A 21030-nucleotide genomic window follows, 5' to 3' on the forward strand; every position below is an offset into this window, starting at 1 on the left:
CCTTGTTATGAAAAGCTAAGTACTTAGCACTCTGACTAAACGCATCTCGCGAATTTGCGATATCTCCTCTGATTTTTTCAAAAAAACTTATGCTAGTAAACAGTGTTTTTCAACAGAGTCGTTCAGGTGCTATGGGTTTTTGGGTTCAATGCCGTACGGTGTGGCTTCGCCTAGTTGCGATCGCGCTAATCATTTGCTTTAGTTCTAGCGCCTTTCCTCTCCGGGCTCTAGCGGGCCCAGTCAAATTTAGCTTATCGCCGCCTCTTCTAGCTCAGGCAGAAGCCGCAACTAACGCCATTCAGCCCTACCTAGATGGCGTTGCCGAAGCCGTTACCGAATTTACATTGCCCAATGGCATGAAGTTTATTGTGCTAGAGCAGCATAAAGCCCCTGTCGCTTCGGTGATGCTGTATGCCAACGTCGGGGCGTCGTACGAAGAAGATGGCAAGACAGGAATCGCCCACTATCTAGAGCATCTTGCCTTTAAAGGAACAACTCGCGTCGGCACCCGCGACTACGCCGCCGAAAGAGTCGTACTCGATCAGCTAGATAGCGTTTTCGATCAGCTAATTGCGGCTGAAGCGACCGGAGACACCGCAAAAGTTGCTGAGCTCACTGAGGAATTTACCCAGCTACAAGCAGAAGCCGCTACCTATGTAAAGCAAAACGAGTTTGGTCAAATCATTGAGCAAGCAGGTGGCACCGGGCTAAACGCAACCACCTCCGCAGACGCTACCCGCTATTTTTACAGCCTGCCTTCTAATAAGATAGAGCTGTGGTTTTCGCTAGAGTCCGAACGCTTTTTAGACCCGGTCTTTAGAGAATTTTACAAAGAGAAAGAGGTGGTTTTAGAAGAGCGTCGTAGCCGGGTAGATAATTCTCCTATCGGTCAGATGGTCGAACGCTTTTCAGAAGTTGCCTATAGCGAGAGCCCTTATCGTCGTCCCGTTATCGGCTATCAAGAAGACTTACGGATCGCAACGCGCGCCGACGTTCGAGAATTCTTCGATACCTATTATGGTCCGAGCAATCTAATCGCGGCGGTCGTTGGTGATGTCGATCCTACGCAGATAGAGCAGCTAGCCGAAGCCTACTTTGGCCGCTACGAGTCTAGAGTCGATCCACCCGAGCTAGTTGCTAATGAGCCCGAGCAGACTGAGCCGCGCTCGTTCACGCTAGAACTGGCTTCTCAGCCCTGGTATTTAGAGGGCTATCACCGACCTGGAGTCAACGATCCTGACCATGTGGTGTATGCGATTATCAGCAGCATTTTGACAGGTGGCCGCACGGCAAGGCTTTATAAAGCATTGGTAGAGCCTCAGATTGCGCTAGATGTCGGTAGTGCTAATGGTTTCCCAGGAAATAAGCTGTCTTCTGTAATGCTGCTCTATGGACTAACTGCGCCGAATCATACGGTAGAAGAACTAGCAGTGGGGTTAGACGCCGAGCTAGAGCGCTTGAAGCAGGAGCCCGTAGATACGATGACGCTAGATCGGGTAAAAACTCAGGCGCGGGCGGGTCTGCTGCGGCAGCTCGATTCCAATCAGGGAATGGCTAGCCTGTTGACAGAATACGAGGCCAAGACAGGCGACTGGCGCAGTGTGTTTCAAGAGCTTCAGCTCATAGAAGCAGTGGATGCGGCGGATGTGCAGCGGGTTGCAAGGCAGACGTTTCGGCCTACCAATCGAACTGTGGGCAAATTGATATCGGCTGAAGCAGCGCCGTCAGAATCTGCACCGCCAGAATCTGCACCACCCGAATCCGCACCGCCAGAATCTGCACCGGACGCGGAAACCTCTGAGTTAGATAGCGCCCAATCTGCTGCCCAATCGACTACGGAACCTGAAGCGCCGCCTGAAGTAGCTGTCGAAGACACTGCTGCGGCTGAAGAGCCAGCGACTCGCATGCCAGCGGCTCCTATTAGAGGGCTTTGGTAATGAGAGAGGCTTTTGAAAGTTATTTAAGGAAATTCATGGGTTTATTCTCAAGGCGATCGCGCGAACGTTTCATCGCTTTATTATTTTTAGCAGTGGCAACTTGCGTGGTGCTGCTGACACTGTCTTGGCCGAAGCCAGCTCAGGCCATAGAGCCCAAACCTTACGAAGCGCTAGTATTTCCGCCTCTAGGTGAAATTCAGATCCCAGAATTCGAGCGCTATGAGCTAGATAATGGGCTAGTCGTCTATTTGATGGAAGATCATGACCTGCCTTTGGTTAGCGGCTCAGCGACGTTTCGCACAGGATCTTATCTAGAGCCTGCGGCGCAGACAGGGCTGGCTGGTATCACTGGCGAAGCAATGCGCCTAGGTGGGACCGTCAACCATCCGCCCGACGAGCTTAATCAGCTACTAGAGCAAAGGGCCGCATCGGTAGAGACTTCCATCGGTAGTACCTCTGGGTCGGCTGGGTTTTCTACTTTGACAGAAGATTTAGCAGATGTGTTTGAGCTGTATGCAGATGTAATTATGCAGCCTGCTTTCGACGAGACTCAAATAGCCCTAATAGAAGGAAGGACAGAAGGGGGCATTTCTCGTCGAAACGACGATCCAGGGGACATCGCCTCGCGAGAGTTTCGCAAGCTGATCTACGGCGACGAAAGTCCGTATGCGCGCATGGTTGAGTATGCCAACTTGGAGAGTATTAGCCGGGACGATGTCATCGATTTCTATGAGCGGACGCTCGCACCTGAGAATACAATTTTGGGCATTGTTGGCGATTTTGATCCGGCGCAGATGAAGGCACTGATCGATCGAACGTTGGGAAACTGGCAGAGCGGAGATAGCAATGCGATCGCTCCTCCCCCAGAAGGTCAGCAGCAAGAAACCGGACTGTTCTTCGTCGATCAGCCACAGCTCACCCAAAGCACCATTCATGTCGGTCATATCGGTGGCGAATTGCGAAACCCGTATCACCCCTCTATGGCAGTGCTCAACGAGGTACTCAACGGCTTTGGTGGCCGATTGTTTAACGAAATTCGCTCGCGGCAGGGACTAGCCTACAGCGTGTATGCCTTTTGGAGCCCTCGATTTGACTATAACGGCATCTTCATCGGCGGCGGATCGACCCGCTCAGAAGCGACGGTGCCTTTCATTGAGTCGATGTACCAAGAATTAGAAAAAGTGCGCGAAGAACCCATCACAGACACTGAGCTAGCCTTTGCTAAAGACTCTGTACTCAATAGCTTCGTCTTTAACTTTCAAACGCCAAACCAAACGCTGTCTCGGCTGATTCGCTACGAGTATTACGATTATCCTACTGACTTTGTCTTTCAGTTTAGAGACGGGGTAGAACAAGCAACAGCGGCAAGCGTATTAGAAGCAGCGCAGATCAATCTAGATCCAGAGAAGTTGATTACGATTGTGGTCGGCAACAGTGCGGAAATTGTGCCAGATTTGGCAACTTTGGGAACAGAACCCGTAGCGATTGATATCACTATTCCTAACCCGGCATAGTCCCTCATTTACAGTCCCTCACTTACAGTCCCCGCCCTCTAGGAATAGCACTGCAAGAAAGACCTCAGCCATCACAAACTGAGGTCTTTCTTGTATGATTTTCTAGAAAGTTGCAGCAAGTGAGCGCTTAGACCTGATATCTCTTTAAGGCTGTCTGTATGTTTTTGACGTTCGACTGTGCTCAGTCGCGCAGGCATAATGCCGTAGCGTCCGACGTATAGGTCTAAAGCAGCCGGTGGCCGAAGGTATAAAAGAAATCAGCGTTTGAGGAGCGTAACTTTGCATGAAGATTGCACGCTATATCATTGAAAGATACTTCTCAGATGGCGTCAGTAGGGTTAAGCGCAAAGAGGCACTAGAACAAGCCTCTAGGGGCGATCGCTTTCCCGGTTATTTCGTTAGAAGCACAGCGCCAGAAAACACCGATAGAGTCAGCGGCTGGCAAAAAAAGGAATACGAGGATAAGGCTAAGCCCGAACAGGCTCGTCAAGGAATCCGCGCGATCGCCCGCGATCTGTATCGCATCCAAACAGATCCTGACATCGAGTCATCACCTGAGCTGATCGTCTTTGTCCATGGCTATAACACCCTTCTAAAGGATGCCTGTAATCGCTGTGACAATATATACCGATATATTTCTAGAGAAGATAGCGAAATCGCTCAAAAGAAAAACTTAGTCTATATTGGCTATCGCTGGTCGTCTGAAGGATTCTCGCACAAGATTATTGCCAATGCTAAGGCGCTACCAGGCATTTTCTTGTTTTTGCTAGGCATATGCCTAGTCATTTTGATCAACTATGTCATGTGGCCTGCGACCCACGCACTGATCAAACTGCTGTGGTCGCCAGCGCCCGCTGAGGCCCTTCAACAAGCCGTACCGAATTGGCTCGCAACTGTCTTGCTGCCTCTGTTTTTTAGGGTTGCTACATCAGCCATTGCTTTTTTAGCATTCGTGATTGTTGCTTTAGTACTGCTACGGCTGTCTGTATATTTCCGCGATGTGTACCGGGCCATCAACTTTGCGGTGCCAGATTTAGTCGAGCTGATGCGGCAGATTGAAAAAGAGCTAATCAACATATGGATAGAAGATATCAAGCATGAAGCGCGCTCTCGGTCTGAAGCGATCCAAATAGCAAAAGAGAAGCGCCCAGAACTCTCTAAACGAATTAAGCTTAATTTCATCGGTCATAGCATGGGCAGCCTGGTCATTACCAACGCTGTACGAGTGCTTTCTAACGTCTTTGACCAAAGAGCCGTCGATCAAACGCCTGTTTCAGAGATCGGCAGAACGCTCAGCTTAGGCCGCCTAGTGCTGGCCTCACCAGATATTCCGGTTCTTTCTATCGTGTCGAACCGGGCCAATAACTTGGCGTCTTCTCTGCGTCGATTCGAGGAAGCCTATCTTTTTAGCAACGAAGGGGATCTGGTGCTGCGGCTGGCCTCAACGATTGCTAACTATATATTTTTCCCTAGCGCTGAACAGGTGCATGGACACAGGTTAGGCAGTTTGGCTCTGACTAACCCAGATATTGAGAACGGCAAAGAGCGTGGCATTGTGAACCTGAAGACATTGGAAGATTGCTATGATCCAACGCTACATCTGGGTAAGGCGATCGCCAATGATGGCATGAATGTTTTGGAGTGTCTGTTTGTCACCCGTAGTACGCCAACGCTACCCTACCTGATTCAAAGCTTGTTCAATCGAAACCGTGCGCCAAAGCGTCCTCATACCAATCTCTCTACCCTATTCGATCGAGACGACGAGACGATTAGCTTAGCTGACCTGTTTACCTTTTTTGACTGCACAGACTATAAGGACATTCGTCTTAACATCCAACACCAGGGAACCTATCAACCTTCCGAGCAACCTGTCGCCCTGCTGACTAGGGCTCACCGTCGCCATAGCCTAAGCTTTTGGGACTATGTCGAGCTGATGTTGCATATAGGGACTCAGCGCAAAAGTCCTAATCGATGTAATGTTCATGGGGGCTATTTTGATGGCAAGTACAGCCGTGAGCTGATGTATCGAATTGCTTTTTTGGGGTTTGAAGGGATGTTGGATGCGATCGCCCATGAAGCCAAACCAACTGTGAAAAGCGCCGAGAACAGCGCAGAAGTAGCGCTTCATATCTTGGATGAAAAATTAAAAGACAAAGGTATTGAAGTGTATTTGTCCCCTCTACGCTACCGGGTTAATGTACAGGGAAAAGACTTAGCTGAAGCAAAGCAGCAGATGCTAGAAAAGGTGGAGGGTAATGCACTGGTATCTCGTGTCTAGTTCATACAGAGGTTTGGCCTAAGGCACCTCGGACAAGGCACCTCGGACAAGGCACCAGCGAACCGAAAACTACGCTCGTAGCACTAACTCCTCTAGTAGATCAGAGACTTCCTCGGCTCGGTTCATCACCATCAGATGGCCGCTGTTCTCAACGCTGTAGTTAGGGTTGACAAATCGATAGGGGAAGATGCGATCGCCTTTTCCATGAATATGCACCAGATCGTCTGGAATCTCTCGATTTTTCCAAGTCACCACCTTGTGCAGCGCCCATTTCAAAAAGTGCGGGTCGGTTTCTACAAGCACCGTCTTTAGCAGTTTCTTTTGATCAGCTCCTTCTGGCCCAAACAGCCAATAGAGCAGCCAATAAAACGCCCAGAGTAAGCTTTTGAATGGAAAAACACGATGAATCGGAAAGGCTCGAAATAGCTTGAAATAGAAAGGTATTTCTGAGCTATCTTTGGCGCTAGAAAGTAAAATTACTCGTTTAGTTTCAATCTGTTTAGCTATTTCTACCGCGATTAGCCCGCCGAAAGAGAGACCAACCACAACTGGACACTCATCTTGTATCTGCGCTGTTAGCCGCTTAGCATAGTCTGCAATTGGCTCATCAGGCTCTGGCGATACCCACTGAATATGGACAGGGCGATAGCCTTCGTAGCGCAGCCACTGAAAAATTCTCTCATCCGCGCCCAAGCCGCTGACAAAATAGATAGGTACTAGCTTAGCGACAAGTTCATCAACGCGCGTGACTGCTGACGAGTCGCTTTCTATGTCTTGAACTTCTGATATTAAGTCTGAAGTTGACTCTGACGTTGAGTCTAATGCTGATTGTTCAGTTGGCTCCGTAGGGCTGCTCATTATCGATGAAGATGCTTTGATCGAAGATTTTCATCAATTCTACCTATATAACTGGAAACAGACGCTATAAACGGTGATCGTTATTTCTGCTTGACCCGTAGCTCTGCCCTGTAGTAGCTCTGCCCTGTATAATGAGCGCTGAATGATGCTTCGCTAATTTAATAGCGGTGAAAGGAATGAATGTAGAAATCGTCTTTTCTCTCAATAGAAAAATCTGGCTATCGCTGATTGTTGCCATGAATTCTATTACAAGCAACGCAGCAAATCCTGAGGCTATTCGATTCAATGTCTTAGTCCCGCCTGGAGAAGAACAGTTCTTTGAAGAGAAAATTGGGGCGTCTTTGCCTACACTAGCCGCCCAGTGGCGAGTAAAATCGTATCTGCCACCTGCTTTTTTACGAGAGTATTTAGACAATCGGTTTAAAGAAAAGACAGAAGATCGAAGAAACAGTCGATATATTCAATATTCTCGTTTTTTCTTTAGAGATGCTTTTGAAGATCTAGAAAGAATAATCTATCTGGATACAGATCTAATCGTGTTAGGAGATATCGCAGAGCTATATGCCTACACAAAAGCGCTAGACAAACATCGCTATTTCGGCTCTATTCCTCACTTCTACCCTTGCATTTTCTATTTCAGTAATCTCTTTAAGATGCGAAAGGAAATTCCAAAGTTCAACAAAACATTTAATGCAGGCGTTTGGTTCACCGACCTTTCTTTCTGGAACGAAGAAACTTACGAGCGTTTGAACTATTATCTAGACTTGGATGCCGAGAGCGACTACAAGCTATATACCCTAGGCGATGAGCCAGTCTTTAATCTAATGTTTAAAGACTATTTACAAGCTGACAAGAACTGGAACCGCTGTGGCTACGGCACTCACCCAGCCGTCACTAACTTGCTATTAGCTTCGGGCGAAAAATTCTTGTCAGAGGCCAAGCTTATTCACTGGAGCGGTCCTTTCAAACCCTGGTCATCGCCTAAAATCCGCTTTGCAGATCTGTGGAGAACCTACTTGCCTGCTCCCTTAGCCGCAGACTATAAAAGCTATGCATAGCAAATCTCTGCAATCATCGGAACGCAGTAGAATAAGAGACAAGAGAGCTCGAGCAATTTTGGGCTTGGCAATTTTGGGCTTAAAGCTATGACAGTCGCACTCAAGAAGATAGCTTTTGATGAATACCTGACTTATGCCGACGGTACCGACACTCGCTATGAATTGGTAGACGGAGTACTTATTCCTATGAGTCTTGGAACGGGTAAACACGGTGCGATCGCTGAATTTATCAACGATGAGTTTCGGGCCCATATCCGTTCAATCCAAAAGCCTTGGACTGCTAAACAAATGTTGGTAGGTGTTCGTTCTCCTAGAGGCACGCGCTGGGATACAAGTAGAATTCCTGAGGTGACTGTCCTGCGTGTAGAACAATGGGATTCGATGAGTGAGCGCGAATCTGTCATCGACTTGAACGAACCACCCCCTGTTTTAGTGGTAGAAGTCGTCAGTCAGTCAACAAAAGCGGACGACTATCGTTCTAAACCTTCCGAGTATGCGCTGTTAGAAATTCCTGAGTATTGGATTCTAGATTCATTAGCGTCGAAGGTAACCATCTGCACTCTAGACTACAGAGTCTATAACTGCACCGAGTTTGAAGGTGATTGCTTAGTGCATTCTTCGACATTCCCTACGCTGAAGCTGACGGCTCGCCAGATCCTTAATGCGAAACGCTAGCAATCTTTTCTATCAGCTCTAATGTCATAAGGTCTGATTGAAGTAGCAGAGGCTGCTGTAGAGATGAAAGACTAGATCCCAATCGCTAGGGGCACGGCGGTCTAGATCCAGGTTTGGAGCGATCGCAGGTAGCAATGGAATAAATTCCAAGGCGCTTTTGCCAAATTTAGTAAAGTCGCTGTGATGCGTGCCGTCGATGGCTTCGAGCAGATGTGATCGCAACCCATTCCACAAAATACGGCTGTTGAGTTCGGCGGTGGCGCTGAGGGCGACGCCCTTCTGATATTGATAGAGGCGATCGCACAATCTCAGCACGATTTGTCGGCCCGGTAGGTGCAAATCTAGCACCTGAGCATAGTCTTGTACTTTTTCTTTGTGAACGGTCTTACCCCAGTTCCCTAGATCTGCAACCTGTTCAAAAATAGGGAGCTGACCGCTGACAATCTGGCTAACTTCTGCCGGATCGAAGCTAATTTTTCCGAGCTGACCCTCTGTATTTTTGCATACCAGAAGCGGGCTGGGTAAAAGCGCTTCAAAGTGAGTTACCTGAAACGTTTGCAGCGATTTTATCTGGCTAATCTTGGCGCAGAAGGCGGGAGCGGCTAGCTGCTGAGCGTAGTAGTTAACTGCCCCTAAAGGCCCGAGGCGGTGAATGCGAAAGCCGCTGCTAGGGAGCTTTTGACGGGCGGTGTAAGGATCGAGATTGAAGACTTTGGCAATGCTGTCGATGGCGGCTTGCCGGGTGACTGGCGAACTAGTTGATTGAGTCGCACTAGCTGATTGAGTAGACGCAGCGGTCGGGAGAGATGCGATCGCCAAGATAGCCAGTTCTTTGCCGTCCGCTGTGGCTTTTGCTTGCTCTAATGCCTGAGCTTTTGCCAATTGTTGAGCGTTTTCTATCCGTTGTAGCCCCGCTCTTGCCTGTCGAATTATCTTCGTGCTGGTGGATTGCTTGAGCAAGGCTAGATAGGTTTTCTGGGCGGTGTCTAGTTTGTTGGTTTGCTCGTGCAGCTTGGCCGCATATAGCCGCATTAACAGGCTCGACGGCTCCTGCTGCTGCCACTGCTTTAGCAGACGAGTGGCTTGCTGATAATCGTGAACTTCAAGAGCGGCGGCGACGTTGGTTTCCATAGCTAGGAATAAAGAGCGGATCTATAACGATGCGTAAGAACATCGCTGTATGCCCTATATTTCCCTAGTCCCAGCCATCGTCCGCTTCTTCTTGCCTGCTTTCTAGCTGGGAAATGGCTAGCCGCAAAACAGGCTGCAGGGCTTCGTCGGTTTCGCTGTCTAATGCGGTTTTGAGTGGCGTGATCGCACCGCTATCTCCAATTTTCATCAGGGCCATAGCCGCCGTCTTTCTGACATCACTATCCCTATCGGTCAGCACCGTAGCCAGGTGGGGCACTACCTCTGAATTACTGAGCTTTCCTAGCGCGGCGGCGGCTTCAGAGCGAACCATAGGAGAAGAATCACTCAGGCTGCTGGCAATCAGGCCGAGCGCCTCCTGGTCGTCATCTTCTTGAACCAGGTTAGTCAGCGCCCCGACAACCGCGCTACGCACCTCTTCGTGAGCGGAATCGATTGCTTGGTACAGATGCGGTGCGCCCGCTGTGCCAACAAAAGACAGTCCCCAAGTCGCTAGTCCCTTTGAGCTATCGGGATAATCGGGCGAGGCAATGATGTCGAGCAGCACTGACGCGGCGGCTTCTCCCATAACAGCGAGGGCACCCACGGCTGAGCCCCTCACAACGGTGTCATCATCGTGCAGCAGCGAGTGGACCAGAGTGGGAATGGTTGACGGATCGGCAATCAGCGTCATGGTTTTAGCGCAGGCTCGTCTAACCGTGGGGTTTTGATGATGTGTCAGCCCGTTAATCAGCGCTGGCGTTGCGGGTTTTCCAACTTTGCCCAAAATTTCGGCAAAGGCCAGACGTTTCATCCCACGAGTATCGTTGAACCCTTCGACGAGCTGTTCTATTAGCTGAGTGTCAGTGGCATCGAAGGTGCCTGTGTTTTGCTGAGTCTGAACTTCGACTATCAGCGCATCAGCTTCTGCCTGAGAGAGAATCGTCGGTTGCCTAGAACTAGTCATGAACGTTTGTTATATACGGGTGATTACCTTAAAAGGCTGTACTTTTGAATTGGTTTTGATTTGGACGCTTTCTAATGCGATCCTATAGGCAGTGAACAGTTTTTTCAGGCCGCGTTTGACCGGTATATAAGTGCTATGACTAATCGGTTTTCCGGTCTGTTTAATCTCAGCGAGGCTCAGGCCATTGAGATTTTAGATGGACCTGCGGATGATTCGGATGAGGCATCGAGTCGGTATATTGCGGCCTCTCACCTAGTGAATTTTAATACGGAGCGGGCGATCGCATCTCTCATGCGAGCAGCCAACAACACATCACCCGATCTAGACAATCGCATCGTACGACGCAAGGCGGTAGAAAGCCTAGGCCGACTGAAAGTGAAATCAGCGCTTCCTGCGATCAAAGCCTGCCTAGACGATGACGATAACTATTTGGTTGAGAATGCGGCCTGGGCGATAGGCGAGATCGGCACAGACAGCTCAGCTACGTTAGAGAAACTGGCTCAGCAGCTAGAGCGGCCCGACCAAAGCTATCGAACTATCATCCACACTCTGGCAGCATTGGGTTATGCCCCAGCGGTTGAACGGATTCGACCTTTTATCAATAGCGAAAGTGCGCCAATTGCCAGCGCGGCGCTATCAGCCCTCTATCAGCTGCAGGGCGATGAAAGCGTCATGCCGAAAATCCTAGGCTATTTGCAGAATACGAATGTAAACGCGCGGCGCGGCAGTATTCAAGACTTGATCGATGCTCGCTACTCTAAGGCGATTCCCAACGTAGCGCAGTGCCCGGTCTCGATGGTGTTTCGGCTGCGGGGTATCAAGCTGCTGGCCGCAGCGGGGATAGAAGCGGGTGCGATCGCCTTTGCTCAAGTCAAACCCTGGCTAGAAAGAACCCTGCGCGATCATCCCAATGACATAGCGCTTGTTCATTCCTATAGCTCGCCGCCTGCCATCGAAGAACTGATCCAAGAGCTGTACGGCACCGACTTTGGCCGCTGCTATTTAGGCAGCAAAACGCTGATAGAAAACTATGCACAGACGGCACCTACAGCGCTAATTGAAAGTTATGAGGCTGAAGGCTACAACGATTACGGCGCGCACTATCACATCATGCGGCTATGCGGCTGGCTAAAGATGAGTGAAGCATCCGATTTGCTAGTAGAGGCACTGCATAACAAAGCGCCGCAGTTTCAAAAGTCTAGAGTGGCGGCTGCGATCGCGCTGGGCGAGCTTGGCAATTCGGCAGCGATTGACGAATTGAAAACAGCCACGACCATGCCCATTTGGGATCTTCAATATGCGGCAATTCTGGCGCTAGACCAGCTAGGCGTATCAGTTGACGAATCTGAAATAGACTCTACCAATTGGCTAGTTCAAGAAAAGCTAAGTTCTTTGTAATCTACTCTCTGTAACCTATCTTTTGTAACCTAATAGATATCAACGACGAGTTTAGGATGCCTAGCGATGTCAGCACTTGCGATCTTTCATCAGTTTTTCGATAGCTGCGTCGGCGGCTGGGATTCTGAGCGAACCTATCATTATTTGAGTGAAGGGGCGATAGAGCGATCGCACACCGAATTCCGTGTCCAACCCCTAACCGCCGACAAAAAAGCCAAAGTCCTTTCAGACAACCGCTTTGAGCAGGGAGCCGATATGGAAATCTGTCCCGGCTTTCATCTAGTCTTTCACACCGTCTCTGAAGCCGGCGTCGCCAAAGATCAGTCACTGAATCTAGCCTTCGTGCCCAACGATGAAACCGTGAATGCCGAGCAGGTTCTAGAAGGGGCTTACTTGCGCGACCGGGCCTATGAAGAAGATCGCCCGATCATCTCCGACTTTCGCTTCGACGCTCGCACCCGCGAACTGCTAATGACTACCCGCTACACCCGCATCATCTCCGTCGATTCCATCACCTTGATCAATCCCCAAATGCGTATCCGCCGCATCTTCAACTACATCCGCCCCCCCGAAAACCAGCCGCTAGATCAGCTCGCCTTAGTCGGCTTCGGCGTCGAACAGAAACAGCAAATTTGACTTACGTTCGTGGCGTATTGGAGTAACGGATGCTTGGTTGACTCGTCTCACTGAAGCGCGCTATTATTCTAAAACGACTCCCCGGTGCAAGCCGGTCAGGTAGCCTATATGGCTACCTACATTATTGAAATAAGGTCCACTAGCGGAAGTTAGTGGACCTTATTCGTTGAAAAGGTGTCAGTTTTGAGCAAGCGAAGCATTATCTACATTGATGGATTCAATCTATATTACGGTGCCTTAAAGTCCACGCCTTACAAATGGCTAAATCTGCAAAAGTACTTCGAGCTGCTTAGACAAGACGACCAGATACAGCGGATCTGGTACTTTACGGCTGAAGTCAGCGGCAACCAGCTCCTTCGTCAGAGAACTTATCTGGAAGCGCTTGAGACATTTCCAAAGATACGAACGGTTCTAGGACTTTACAAACTAAAGGAAGTGAAGTGTAGGGTTCAATCTTGCCATCATCGGCATCGTAGAACCTTCCGCAAACCGGAAGAAAAAAGAACGGACGTCAATATTGCACTTCAAATGCTTGATGATGCATATCAAGGAGCTTGCGAGCGAATGGTTTTAGTCTCCGGGGACTCTGACCTAGCTCCTGCTATCAGCCTTGTCAAGTATCGACATCCTCACATTAAGGTCAGCGTTTACGTCCCTGCCCAGAACAAAAAAAGAGCAGGGGCTAGGGAACTTAGAAGCGCCGCTGATAAGCACGCAACGTTACCATCTGCCCTTCTCCCGAGAACTCAGCTTCCACAAAATCTGACGAATCTTCGAGGAGACGTGATAAGCAAACCAAGTTCTTGGTAACAGAATCAAACTTAGGTCTTAGCCGAGCTGTACCTTCTTTGATCTTCGAAATATTAAAAAAGCCAATACTTCATAAGAGTATATTCGCAGGAAACTTTTCAAACCTTTCAAGTTGAGAAAGTCATGTTTATCCTTCCTGTGGCATAATTGAAGACTGCATTGACACAAAGTTCTTCGTTCTTCCAGCAATCATGGCAAAAGGCGTCCGTCTCGTAATCACACTCGAATGTACCGAGTGCCGCACTAATCCCGATAAGCGCTCTAATGGGGTCTCGCGCTACACCACCCAGAAGAACCGTCGCAATACGACTGGCCGCATGGAGCTGAAGAAGTTTTGCACGCACTGCAACAAGCACACCGTTCATAAAGAAATTAAGTAGACCAGAGATCGACAAGCTAAGGATATAGAGAATAAAAGGTTATGGCTTACTTCCGTCGTCGGGTTTCCCCGATTAAACCAGAAGAAAAAATTGACTACAAAGACGTAGATTTGCTTCGCAAGTTTGTCACTGAGCGCGGTAAGATTTTGCCTCGCCGGATTACGGGTTTGACGTCCAAGCAGCAGCGCGACCTAACCAAGGCAATCAAGCGCGCTCGTGTGGTCGCTTTGCTACCCTACGTCAACGAAGACGGCTAGATTGCTATTGGGCTTTTTGCCCTGCTGAAGCAATTGTCCTGAAGAGACCACGCCGAAGAGACTCTGTGTCGGACAAACAAATAAATATCAAGCTATCTGCACTAGGCAAGGACTCGTTTCTTTTGTCTGCTACTTTGACTAGTAGTGCAGGTAGCTTTTTTGCTGTAGCAAACAGATCTGTACTGAGAAGGCTTACACCAGAAACTCGCACCCAAGGAACTGTGGAAAAGGGAACGCTCGTAGAATTCAAGCTGAAGGGATCGCCCCATCTAGCCGTCGCCGATAGACCAGAGGGCAAAAAGAACTGGGTTTTGGTCGATTACTCTGGACAGTCGCATATCATTCATCCTCGGCAGATCATCTACGAAGTGGGCACAGAAGAAGGTAGAACCAGCTACGAGCCGACAGAGATCGAAGGGTTTGTAACTGAAGCGCAAAACTACATCGACCCAGATAACCTAGAGGTCGCATGGGAGCTATTGCTAGAGCTAGAAGAACCAGCCACACCCGCTTCTCTAGCGCAGCTATTATTTTCAGACCAAAGTCCATCCCTGTGCTACGCGGCACATCGTCTGCTAAGCGAAGACAAAATATTTTTCAAGCAAAAGGGCGATCATTACGAGCCCCGGTCTGCTAGCCAAGTTGAAGAGCTGCAGCACAAAATTGCCCGTGAAGCCGCTAATCAGGCGGAGCGAGAAGGCTTTTTGGCGCGGATTCAGGCGGGCCTATCGGGTGAGTCAGTTGAGTGGGAGAAGAGCGATCGCCCGCGCCTAGAAATTGTTGAACGCTATGCGCTGCTAGGTGATGAATCTAGTCAAAAGAACGCCGCCCAAGAGCTACTCGCTGAGCTTGATCAAGACAAGTCGCCAGAGGCAGCTTTTGACTTCTTGGTTGCTTTAGGGCTGTGGGCTCAGCATGAAAATCTAGCGCTGCGACGCCGACAGATTCCCACTCAGTTTCCTGAAGAGCTTAGTGAAAGGGTCGCGCAGATTATTGAATCACCGCCTGCTGAAGTTGAGGGCGATCGCGCCGATCTAACTCACCTAAAGGTCTACACCGTAGACGATGAAAGCACCCGAGAAATCGATGACGGCCTGAGCTGTGAAACTCTAGCTGATGGCCGCTACAAGCTGTGGATTCACATCGCCGATCCCACCCGGTGGATCAGCATCAATGACAGCCTAGACACAGAAGCTCGCAGACGCTGTACCACTGTGTATTTGCCCACTGGCGTCATTCCTATGTTCCCGTTCGAGCTAGCTGCTGGGCCGATGAGCCTGATTCAAGGCCAGATATGCAACGCGCTCAGCTTCGGTGTGCTATTAGCCGAAGACGGCAGTGTTGCAGAATACAGCATTCAGCCTAGCCTCGTGAAGCCGACCTATCGACTGACTTATGATGATGCAGACGAAATGATCGAGCTAGGCGTTCAGGCAGAGAGCGAACTGCTAACGCTGTTCGAGCATGCTAAACGGCGTCTAGCCTGGCGAAAATCACAAGGTGCTATTGATATTCAGCTGCCTGAATCTGTGATTAAAGTTGACGATGACGTCATTACCATCGATATCCTCGAATCATCGAACTCTCGTGAGATGGTGGCCGAGATGATGATCCTCACTGGCGAGATAGCGGCTCGCTACGGCGAAGACAACAAGATTCCACTGCCCTTTCGCGCTCAGCCACAGCCCGAACTCCCTTCTGAAGAAGAACTGATGCAGCTAGAAGCCGGATGGGTACGTGATTCTGCTATTCGTCGATGCATGACTCGCAGCGAAATGAGCATTACCCCCGCGCGTCATGCCACTTTGGGGCTAGATCGCTACTGCCAAGTCACCTCACCGATTCGTCGCTACACAGATCTGATGGGACACTTTCAGCTCAAAGCCCACCTGCGCGGAGCCGATCTGCCGTTCACGCCCGTAGAGATGCCTGAGATTATTGCTAGCGTCGCTAACGCCGCCTATGAAGCCGTGATGGTAGAGCGACAGACGAAGAAATACTGGGCGATCGAGTACCTGAAGCGGCAGGATGAAGCAAACCCAGGACAGCCCTGGGATGTGGTCATGGTGCGCTGGCTGCGTGAACATGAAAGCTTAGGTCTGATTATCTTCGAGGACTTGGGTTTAGAATTCGTTATGCGCTTCGACCGGGCCGTAGAAGTCGGCGAGCGGCTAACGATTCAGGTAAGCTACGCTGACCCTCGTCAAGAAATGATTCGCTTCAAAGAAGTCATCATGGCAACAGACCAGGCGGAAGCTGTTATTGAAGAGTCAGCTAGCTAGAAACCGTTCCATCTTTGCACTGTATATATTTGCACTGTGTATAGAAAAGTAAAGTGGTCAGCTAGCGGGCGGATGCATTCACACGCTAGCTATAGCAACCCGCGCTTAGCTTAAACTATTGATAGAAGCGGTAACTCTTATCTTCTCTTATCCTATAAGGCGCTAATAGAGCTAGAGCGCTAAGCGTAACTAGGGTGCTAAGTGCAATGCCAGATGTATGGACTAAAGTCTATACCCACTGCCTGACGCGCGCTCTTTCCACAGTCAATCTTCTATGAGCAATCAACCTCATCCGCCGAACTACACAGAAGGTCTACCTCTGCTGGGTGGACGCTATCAGATTACAGGACAGTTAGGCGCTGGCGGATTTGGACAAACTTTCTTAGCGCAAGATCGTCATCGGCCTGGTTACCCTGAGTGCGTTGTCAAACAGCTCAAGCCTCAAGTTAGTAGTGCTGAAGAGTTACAAGTTGCTAGACGACTGTTTGAAACAGAGGCTAGGGTACTTTCTGAGCTTGGAGATCATCCTCAAATTCCTCGTTTATTAGCCCATTTTGAAGAAAACCAAGAGTTCTACCTAGCACAGGATTTGGTCCGGGGCCATTCATTAGAATTTGAGTTGAGTTTGGCTACGCAGCCGGCAGCCCGCTGGTCAGAAGCTATCGTAATCAGCTTTTTAGGCGATTTACTAAATACTTTGGAGTTTGTGCATGAGCAGCAGGTGATTCACCGCGACATTAAGCCCTCAAATCTGATTCGTCGCGAACTTGATAGCCGCCTAGTGCTAATCGATTTTGGCTCGGTCAAACAGGTAACTACTCAGCTTACGCGATCGCAGTCAAGCTTAGGTAGAACTATTTCTATCGGGACTCGAGGCTATATGCCCAGTGAACAGGTCGCAGGTCGCCCCCACTTTAGCAGCGATATCTATGCCGTCGGCATGATTGCGATCCAAGGCTTAACCCAACGTCACCCCAGCACGCTTCCAATCGATCCTGAGACCGGAGAAATTAGCTGGTGGACAACCATACCCCATATTCACCCTGCCCTCAAAACATTCTTAGACACCATGGTGCGCTATGACTTTCGCGCCCGTTTCCCAACTGCTTCAGTTGCACTTAGCGCTTTGAACTGTCTACCTAGCGAACTGAGCCAGTTCACTACCCTAGCTGCTGAGGAGTATGCACATCTTGGCTCAAATAGTTCGGACTATTATCCTGCGGATCCTACCCGAACGCTGTCGTTATCTACCCAGACGCTGCTATCGCCTACTATGGCTAAAACTGTAGCTGTATCATCGCAAGCAGGACAGGCTGACTCATCACAAGCTGATTTGTCGCTACAGACCCATAAACCAGCAGCACCTTCAACCCCCGCTTCTAGTCGAAACGTTTTGCTGCCCTTTGGCCTTGCGATAGGTACCGTTGCTATATTTAGCACTGGTCTACTAGCTTGGCGTAACAATATATCAGAGCCTGCTGTGTCGGAGCCTACTGTGTCGGAGCCTGCTGTGCAACCAGATAGACCCGTGCAAACAGGTGGCTTTGAGCGGGTTGAACAGCCTTTAGAACAGCCCTCGATCGATGGAGGCTTTGCACCCGAACCTGAGTCCATACCTGAATCTACAGATGAACCCACACCTAGATCCACATCCGATATTACAGAAGAACCTACGCCTAATCCTGAAGAGGCGATCGCCCTAGTCGAAACGCTCTATAGCGACATCTCTAGTCAATCTTGGAATAATGCGGTTGCTGTCTTTTCAGAAGACCTTGCTCCTAGCTTTAGCCGAGAGTTCTTTGAGAGGTTTGAGCGTGTCACCGTAGAAAATCTTGTGGTTGTCGATCAAACAGAGGAAGCACTGACGCTGACTGGACACAACACCTATGTATATCCCAACGGTGAGATTCAGCGAGAAGAGCGAACTTTCATACTAGAAACAATTGACGGTCAACCCCGTATTGTTGATTCTCGATTCGTGCGCGTCATCAAGGCCAGAAATAAAACCGGTCAGTGAATAGGCTCAGTGAGGTGCTTCGCTATCCTACCTCAAGAAAAGGCGTCGCACTGGTCTAAGTCTCTAGAAGTGAGGCCCCCAGCTAAACCATTCAACTCTTTCGGGTTATGTTGTGAAGGCGTTAGGAGTGCGCGATCGCATTCCAGCCTCGGCTCTAATCACAGGATGCAGGCGATAGATACCTTTTTGCAGCAGCAATAACGAGCGATCGCGCAGCGAACTCAAGATTGCTCGCTGCCGTTCAAGTGGAATATCCCACATCAATGCCAAGATCTCAGCCGCATGCCAACGCGACTTATCTAGCATGTGCTCGCTTCCTAATCTACAAAACACTGTATATGATTCTGGATCTAGGGCGCGCAAACGGTCAACTTGGCTGCTAATCAGGTTCCTCAGCTCAGCGCTGCCCAACAGATTAGTTTCGTTCTGTTGCCAGTAGGCACTGATATCCCCGCCAAAGTCTTCTACAACCGCTGAACATAGCACTTCCATTGCCTTTGCGTTACCAGCATAGGCCCGGTGCATGCTTTTCAAGATGTTAGTGAAATCGGATTCTCTAAGATTTGTTTGCTTAATGTTGGTTTGCTTGATGTGCGCTTGAAAGAACTGGCACCAGGCAGATAGTGGCAAACCAGGCAGGCGATAGTGATAGACTTTCAAGCTAGGTTCGCAAAGGCGATCGCGGCTGGTGATGATTGTTGTTGTTTTTGTCGTAGCTAATACGCGCAAGAGTTCTACATAGCCTTTGTACTCTGTGGCAAACTGTCCGTTGCCTAGCAGCGCTGACTCTAGATTGTCAATAAAAACTACGCTATCTTCATTCTGTTCTAACTGATGCTTTAGCCGACTAAGCGTAATGCCAAACGCCTTGGCAGGTGGCTGCTTGAAGTGATGTTGCAACCATTCTTCCACGACGCTTTCTGCTTTGACAATGTGGCTAGTTTCTCTGGCTACTAGCAGCTCTAGCACCTGTTTGAACGGTTGGCAGTAGCGCTGAGCAAGCGTCGTTTTGCCTAGGCCACCTTCTCCTTGAATAACAATGATAGGCTGTCGCTGACTCAGGGCCTGCAGCGTTGAAAGGGTCTGTTCTTGACCGATGAAATCTGGAGCCGATAGCACGTGAGAAGCCGTTAGGAAGTTAGCAGTAGAGGCTTTTTTGAGAGTACGCTTGATGCGGTTGATTAGGCGCGATCGCAAATTTCCCTTAGTAATTCGCTCTCCTAGCGCACTAGACAATAGCCGCCATAGCTGAGAAGCGACATCTTTTACATGGCCTTCGCTATATCCAGCCAAAGTGGCAACCTGTCCATAGGTTCTGCCATGCCAGCTCTGCTGAATGATGTGGCTTTGCAGATCGCTCAGATGTTTTCCGGTCTGGTCGAATAGCAACTGATCGGCGTACTCAATAGCTTGCTCTATACTCATAACCCCTTCAAGTGTATGTACTGGCTTCAGCTAAATTAGGCAGACATCGTAGTTCTGCCTGCATAGTAGACTACCTATCCTAGGGGGAATGTTCCGAACAAACTAAATCTTTGGGAATAAGCGTTAGCTAGTCACAACCCTCTGATGGTCACAGCTACATTAGGCTAGGGAGTCAGACCAGAGAGCCAGACCAGAGAGCCAGTCCAAAGAGACTGCCCAAATAATTAGGCCAAAGAGACAGCCGACTTTTTCCGACTGACATCGAAGCGATGCGTCCGATAGCCTGAACCCTTGACGATGCCAACCGATTCAGCGATTGTTCTGGCGGGCTGCGCCTACGCATATTAGCAAGGACTGCTAGCTCCAGTGAAACGACGGGAATTCTGACAACGTCTTTGTGACCATCTATGCGGCTAACTGATATGCACACCTATTCTGTGCTTCCTGATGATATCAATCCTCTATGTGTGCCTCGGCATGTGGCTGTGATTATGGATGGCAATGGCCGCTGGGCCAATCAGCGAGGACTGCCTAGAATTGCTGGACACAGACAAGGCGCTAGGGTGCTCAAAGATCTATTGTGCTGCTGCAAGGATTGGGGAATTGGCGCGCTAACTGCCTACGCCTTTTCTACAGAAAACTGGAGACGTCCGACAACAGAAGTTGATTTTCTCATGGTGCTGTTTGAAAAGATGCTGAAAAAAGAGCTAATGGCGATGCACAAAGAAGGCGTTCGCGTTCGCTTCATTGGCGATCTTTCAGCGCTATCGCCAGCATTACAAAGAGAAATGAGCCGGGCAGTAGAAGAAACTGCGAACAATACTGCAATCGATTTTAACGTTGCTGTCAACTACGGCAGCCGCAGCGAGATTGCGACTGCCTGTCAGCAGATAGCTCAGAAGGTAGAGAAAGGGGACATGGCTGCTAGCGACGTCACTGAACATACGATTGCTGAGCATCTGTACACACGAGGTAGCGATCCCGATCTGTTGATTCGCACCAGCGGTGAGCAGCGGCTAAGCAATTTTCTGCTTTGGCAGCTAGCCTATACCGAGATGGTCTTTACGAATGCGTTTTGGCCAGACTTTGACCGAGCGCAGTTCCATCAGACGCTATTGACCTATCAGGCGCGCGATCGGCGATTCGGAAACGCGAAAGATGCTATTTCCCTACAAAAAGCAGAAGAGAAGACAGCGCTAACGGCGTAGGGGGTGAGACGGGCAGTAGGGGATAGGGAATAGCTTACATCTGAGTTTTCTCATTCCCTAACTGATCTTGATTTATTGACGCTCTCCCCCTAACCCTATGGGTATAGTCGGAGATTCTTGCTTCAAAGACTCTTAACTAGATACCTAAGCAAGCTTAAGTACCCCCGTCAGCCCGTCTCGACAAGCATTTTAATTAACGTCC

General features: G+C 49.4%; 17 protein-coding genes. 13 read left to right on the plus strand and 4 right to left on the minus strand.

Annotation, left to right across the window (positions count from 1 at the left end; genetic code table 11):
- The first annotated feature begins 131 nt into the window (after positions 1-131).
- The 3 genes from IQ256_RS03970 to IQ256_RS03980 all read left to right on the plus strand — a co-directional run bounded on the left by IQ256_RS03970 (position 132) and on the right by IQ256_RS03980 (position 5729).
- Positions 132-1937 (plus strand): pitrilysin family protein, encoded by a 1806-nt coding sequence (locus IQ256_RS03970; protein WP_193854255.1) that lies wholly within the window; start codon positions 132-134, stop codon positions 1935-1937.
- 35 nt (positions 1938-1972) lie between these two features.
- Positions 1973-3451 carry a pitrilysin family protein gene (locus tag IQ256_RS03975; RefSeq protein WP_193854256.1) on the plus strand — a complete coding sequence of 493 codons (1479 nt, stop codon included), beginning with the start codon at positions 1973-1975 and terminating at the stop codon, positions 3449-3451.
- 283 nt (positions 3452-3734) lie between these two features.
- Positions 3735-5729 carry a DUF3054 domain-containing protein gene (locus tag IQ256_RS03980; protein ID WP_193854257.1) on the plus strand — a complete coding sequence of 665 codons (1995 nt, stop codon included), beginning with the start codon at positions 3735-3737 and terminating at the stop codon, positions 5727-5729.
- A gap of 69 nt (positions 5730-5798) precedes the next feature.
- Here IQ256_RS03980 and IQ256_RS03985 read toward each other — a convergent pair whose 3' ends face one another.
- A complete protein-coding gene (locus IQ256_RS03985) occupies positions 5799-6587 on the minus strand; it encodes an alpha/beta hydrolase (protein ID WP_193854258.1) in 789 nt (262 codons plus the stop codon).
- Between the two features lie 176 nt (positions 6588-6763).
- Here IQ256_RS03985 and IQ256_RS03990 point away from each other — a divergent pair, with 176 nt between their 5' ends.
- Positions 6764-7645 carry a glycosyltransferase gene (locus IQ256_RS03990; protein WP_193854259.1) on the plus strand — a complete coding sequence of 294 codons (882 nt, stop codon included), beginning with the start codon at positions 6764-6766 and terminating at the stop codon, positions 7643-7645.
- A gap of 87 nt (positions 7646-7732) precedes the next feature.
- On the plus strand, positions 7733-8320 hold the full coding sequence (locus IQ256_RS03995) for a Uma2 family endonuclease (protein WP_193854260.1): 588 nt from the start codon (positions 7733-7735) through the stop codon (positions 8318-8320).
- A 24-nt stretch (positions 8321-8344) separates the two neighbouring features.
- On the opposite strand, the gene IQ256_RS04000 is transcribed toward IQ256_RS03995, so the two are convergent.
- Positions 8345-9451: a hypothetical protein gene (locus IQ256_RS04000; RefSeq protein ID WP_193854261.1), complete on the minus strand. Its 1107-nt coding sequence runs from the start codon at positions 9449-9451 to the stop codon at positions 8345-8347.
- A 64-nt stretch (positions 9452-9515) separates the two neighbouring features.
- Positions 9516-10415, minus strand: a complete 900-nt coding sequence (locus tag IQ256_RS04005; protein ID WP_193854262.1) for a HEAT repeat domain-containing protein — start codon at positions 10413-10415, stop codon at positions 9516-9518.
- Positions 10416-10550: 135 nt separating this feature from the next.
- Between IQ256_RS04005 and IQ256_RS04010 the strand changes: the two genes are divergently transcribed.
- The 7 genes from IQ256_RS04010 (at position 10551) to IQ256_RS04040 (ending at position 18195) form a co-directional block, all read left to right on the plus strand.
- Positions 10551-11813, plus strand: a complete 1263-nt coding sequence (locus IQ256_RS04010; protein WP_193854263.1) for a HEAT repeat domain-containing protein — start codon at positions 10551-10553, stop codon at positions 11811-11813.
- Between the two features lie 66 nt (positions 11814-11879).
- Positions 11880-12449: a phycobiliprotein lyase gene (locus IQ256_RS04015; RefSeq protein ID WP_193854264.1), complete on the plus strand. Its 570-nt coding sequence runs from the start codon at positions 11880-11882 to the stop codon at positions 12447-12449.
- A 174-nt stretch (positions 12450-12623) separates the two neighbouring features.
- Complete coding sequence (locus IQ256_RS30280; protein WP_370623342.1) at positions 12624-13259, plus strand: NYN domain-containing protein; 636 nt, start codon at positions 12624-12626, stop codon at positions 13257-13259.
- Between the two features lie 191 nt (positions 13260-13450).
- Positions 13451-13639, plus strand: coding sequence for a 50S ribosomal protein L33 (gene rpmG, locus IQ256_RS04025; protein WP_071776896.1), 189 nt, complete (start codon positions 13451-13453; stop codon positions 13637-13639).
- A 41-nt stretch (positions 13640-13680) separates the two neighbouring features.
- Positions 13681-13896 (plus strand): 30S ribosomal protein S18, encoded by a 216-nt coding sequence (gene rpsR, locus IQ256_RS04030; RefSeq protein ID WP_006456672.1) that lies wholly within the window; start codon positions 13681-13683, stop codon positions 13894-13896.
- Between the two features lie 122 nt (positions 13897-14018).
- Positions 14019-16178, plus strand: coding sequence for a ribonuclease catalytic domain-containing protein (locus IQ256_RS04035; protein ID WP_370623343.1), 2160 nt, complete (start codon positions 14019-14021; stop codon positions 16176-16178).
- 274 nt (positions 16179-16452) lie between these two features.
- Positions 16453-18195 carry a serine/threonine-protein kinase gene (locus IQ256_RS04040; RefSeq protein ID WP_193854266.1) on the plus strand — a complete coding sequence of 581 codons (1743 nt, stop codon included), beginning with the start codon at positions 16453-16455 and terminating at the stop codon, positions 18193-18195.
- A gap of 105 nt (positions 18196-18300) precedes the next feature.
- Here IQ256_RS04040 and IQ256_RS04045 read toward each other — a convergent pair whose 3' ends face one another.
- The gene (locus IQ256_RS04045; protein ID WP_193854267.1) at positions 18301-19620 is read right to left on the minus strand and encodes an ATP-binding protein; all 1320 of its coding nucleotides are present in this window, start codon (positions 19618-19620) and stop codon (positions 18301-18303) included.
- A gap of 407 nt (positions 19621-20027) precedes the next feature.
- Between IQ256_RS04045 and IQ256_RS04050 the strand changes: the two genes are divergently transcribed.
- Entirely contained in the window at positions 20028-20828 is an 801-nt protein-coding gene (locus IQ256_RS04050) for an isoprenyl transferase (protein WP_228024548.1), read from the plus strand.
- The last annotated feature ends 202 nt before the right edge of the window (positions 20829-21030 follow it).

Source organism: cf. Phormidesmis sp. LEGE 11477 (assembly GCF_015207105.1).
Lineage (GTDB): Bacteria > Cyanobacteriota > Cyanobacteriia > Phormidesmidales > Phormidesmidaceae > Phormidesmis.

Coding starts and splice junctions, on each gene's coding strand:
- IQ256_RS03970 (WP_193854255.1), top strand. CDS start 132: ATGGGTTTTTGGGTTCAATGCCGTACGGTGTGGCTTCGCCTAGTTGCG.
- IQ256_RS03975 (WP_193854256.1), top strand. CDS start 1,973: ATGGGTTTATTCTCAAGGCGATCGCGCGAACGTTTCATCGCTTTATTA.
- IQ256_RS03980 (WP_193854257.1), top strand. CDS start 3,735: ATGAAGATTGCACGCTATATCATTGAAAGATACTTCTCAGATGGCGTC.
- IQ256_RS03985 (WP_193854258.1), bottom strand. CDS start 6,587: ATGAGCAGCCCTACGGAGCCAACTGAACAATCAGCATTAGACTCAACG.
- IQ256_RS03990 (WP_193854259.1), top strand. CDS start 6,764: ATGAATGTAGAAATCGTCTTTTCTCTCAATAGAAAAATCTGGCTATCG.
- IQ256_RS03995 (WP_193854260.1), top strand. CDS start 7,733: ATGACAGTCGCACTCAAGAAGATAGCTTTTGATGAATACCTGACTTAT.
- IQ256_RS04000 (WP_193854261.1), bottom strand. CDS start 9,451: ATGGAAACCAACGTCGCCGCCGCTCTTGAAGTTCACGATTATCAGCAA.
- IQ256_RS04005 (WP_193854262.1), bottom strand. CDS start 10,415: ATGACTAGTTCTAGGCAACCGACGATTCTCTCTCAGGCAGAAGCTGAT.
- IQ256_RS04010 (WP_193854263.1), top strand. CDS start 10,551: ATGACTAATCGGTTTTCCGGTCTGTTTAATCTCAGCGAGGCTCAGGCC.
- IQ256_RS04015 (WP_193854264.1), top strand. CDS start 11,880: ATGTCAGCACTTGCGATCTTTCATCAGTTTTTCGATAGCTGCGTCGGC.
- rpmG (WP_071776896.1), top strand. CDS start 13,451: ATGGCAAAAGGCGTCCGTCTCGTAATCACACTCGAATGTACCGAGTGC.
- rpsR (WP_006456672.1), top strand. CDS start 13,681: ATGGCTTACTTCCGTCGTCGGGTTTCCCCGATTAAACCAGAAGAAAAA.
- IQ256_RS04040 (WP_193854266.1), top strand. CDS start 16,453: ATGAGCAATCAACCTCATCCGCCGAACTACACAGAAGGTCTACCTCTG.
- IQ256_RS04045 (WP_193854267.1), bottom strand. CDS start 19,620: ATGAGTATAGAGCAAGCTATTGAGTACGCCGATCAGTTGCTATTCGAC.
- IQ256_RS04050 (WP_228024548.1), top strand. CDS start 20,028: ATGCGGCTAACTGATATGCACACCTATTCTGTGCTTCCTGATGATATC.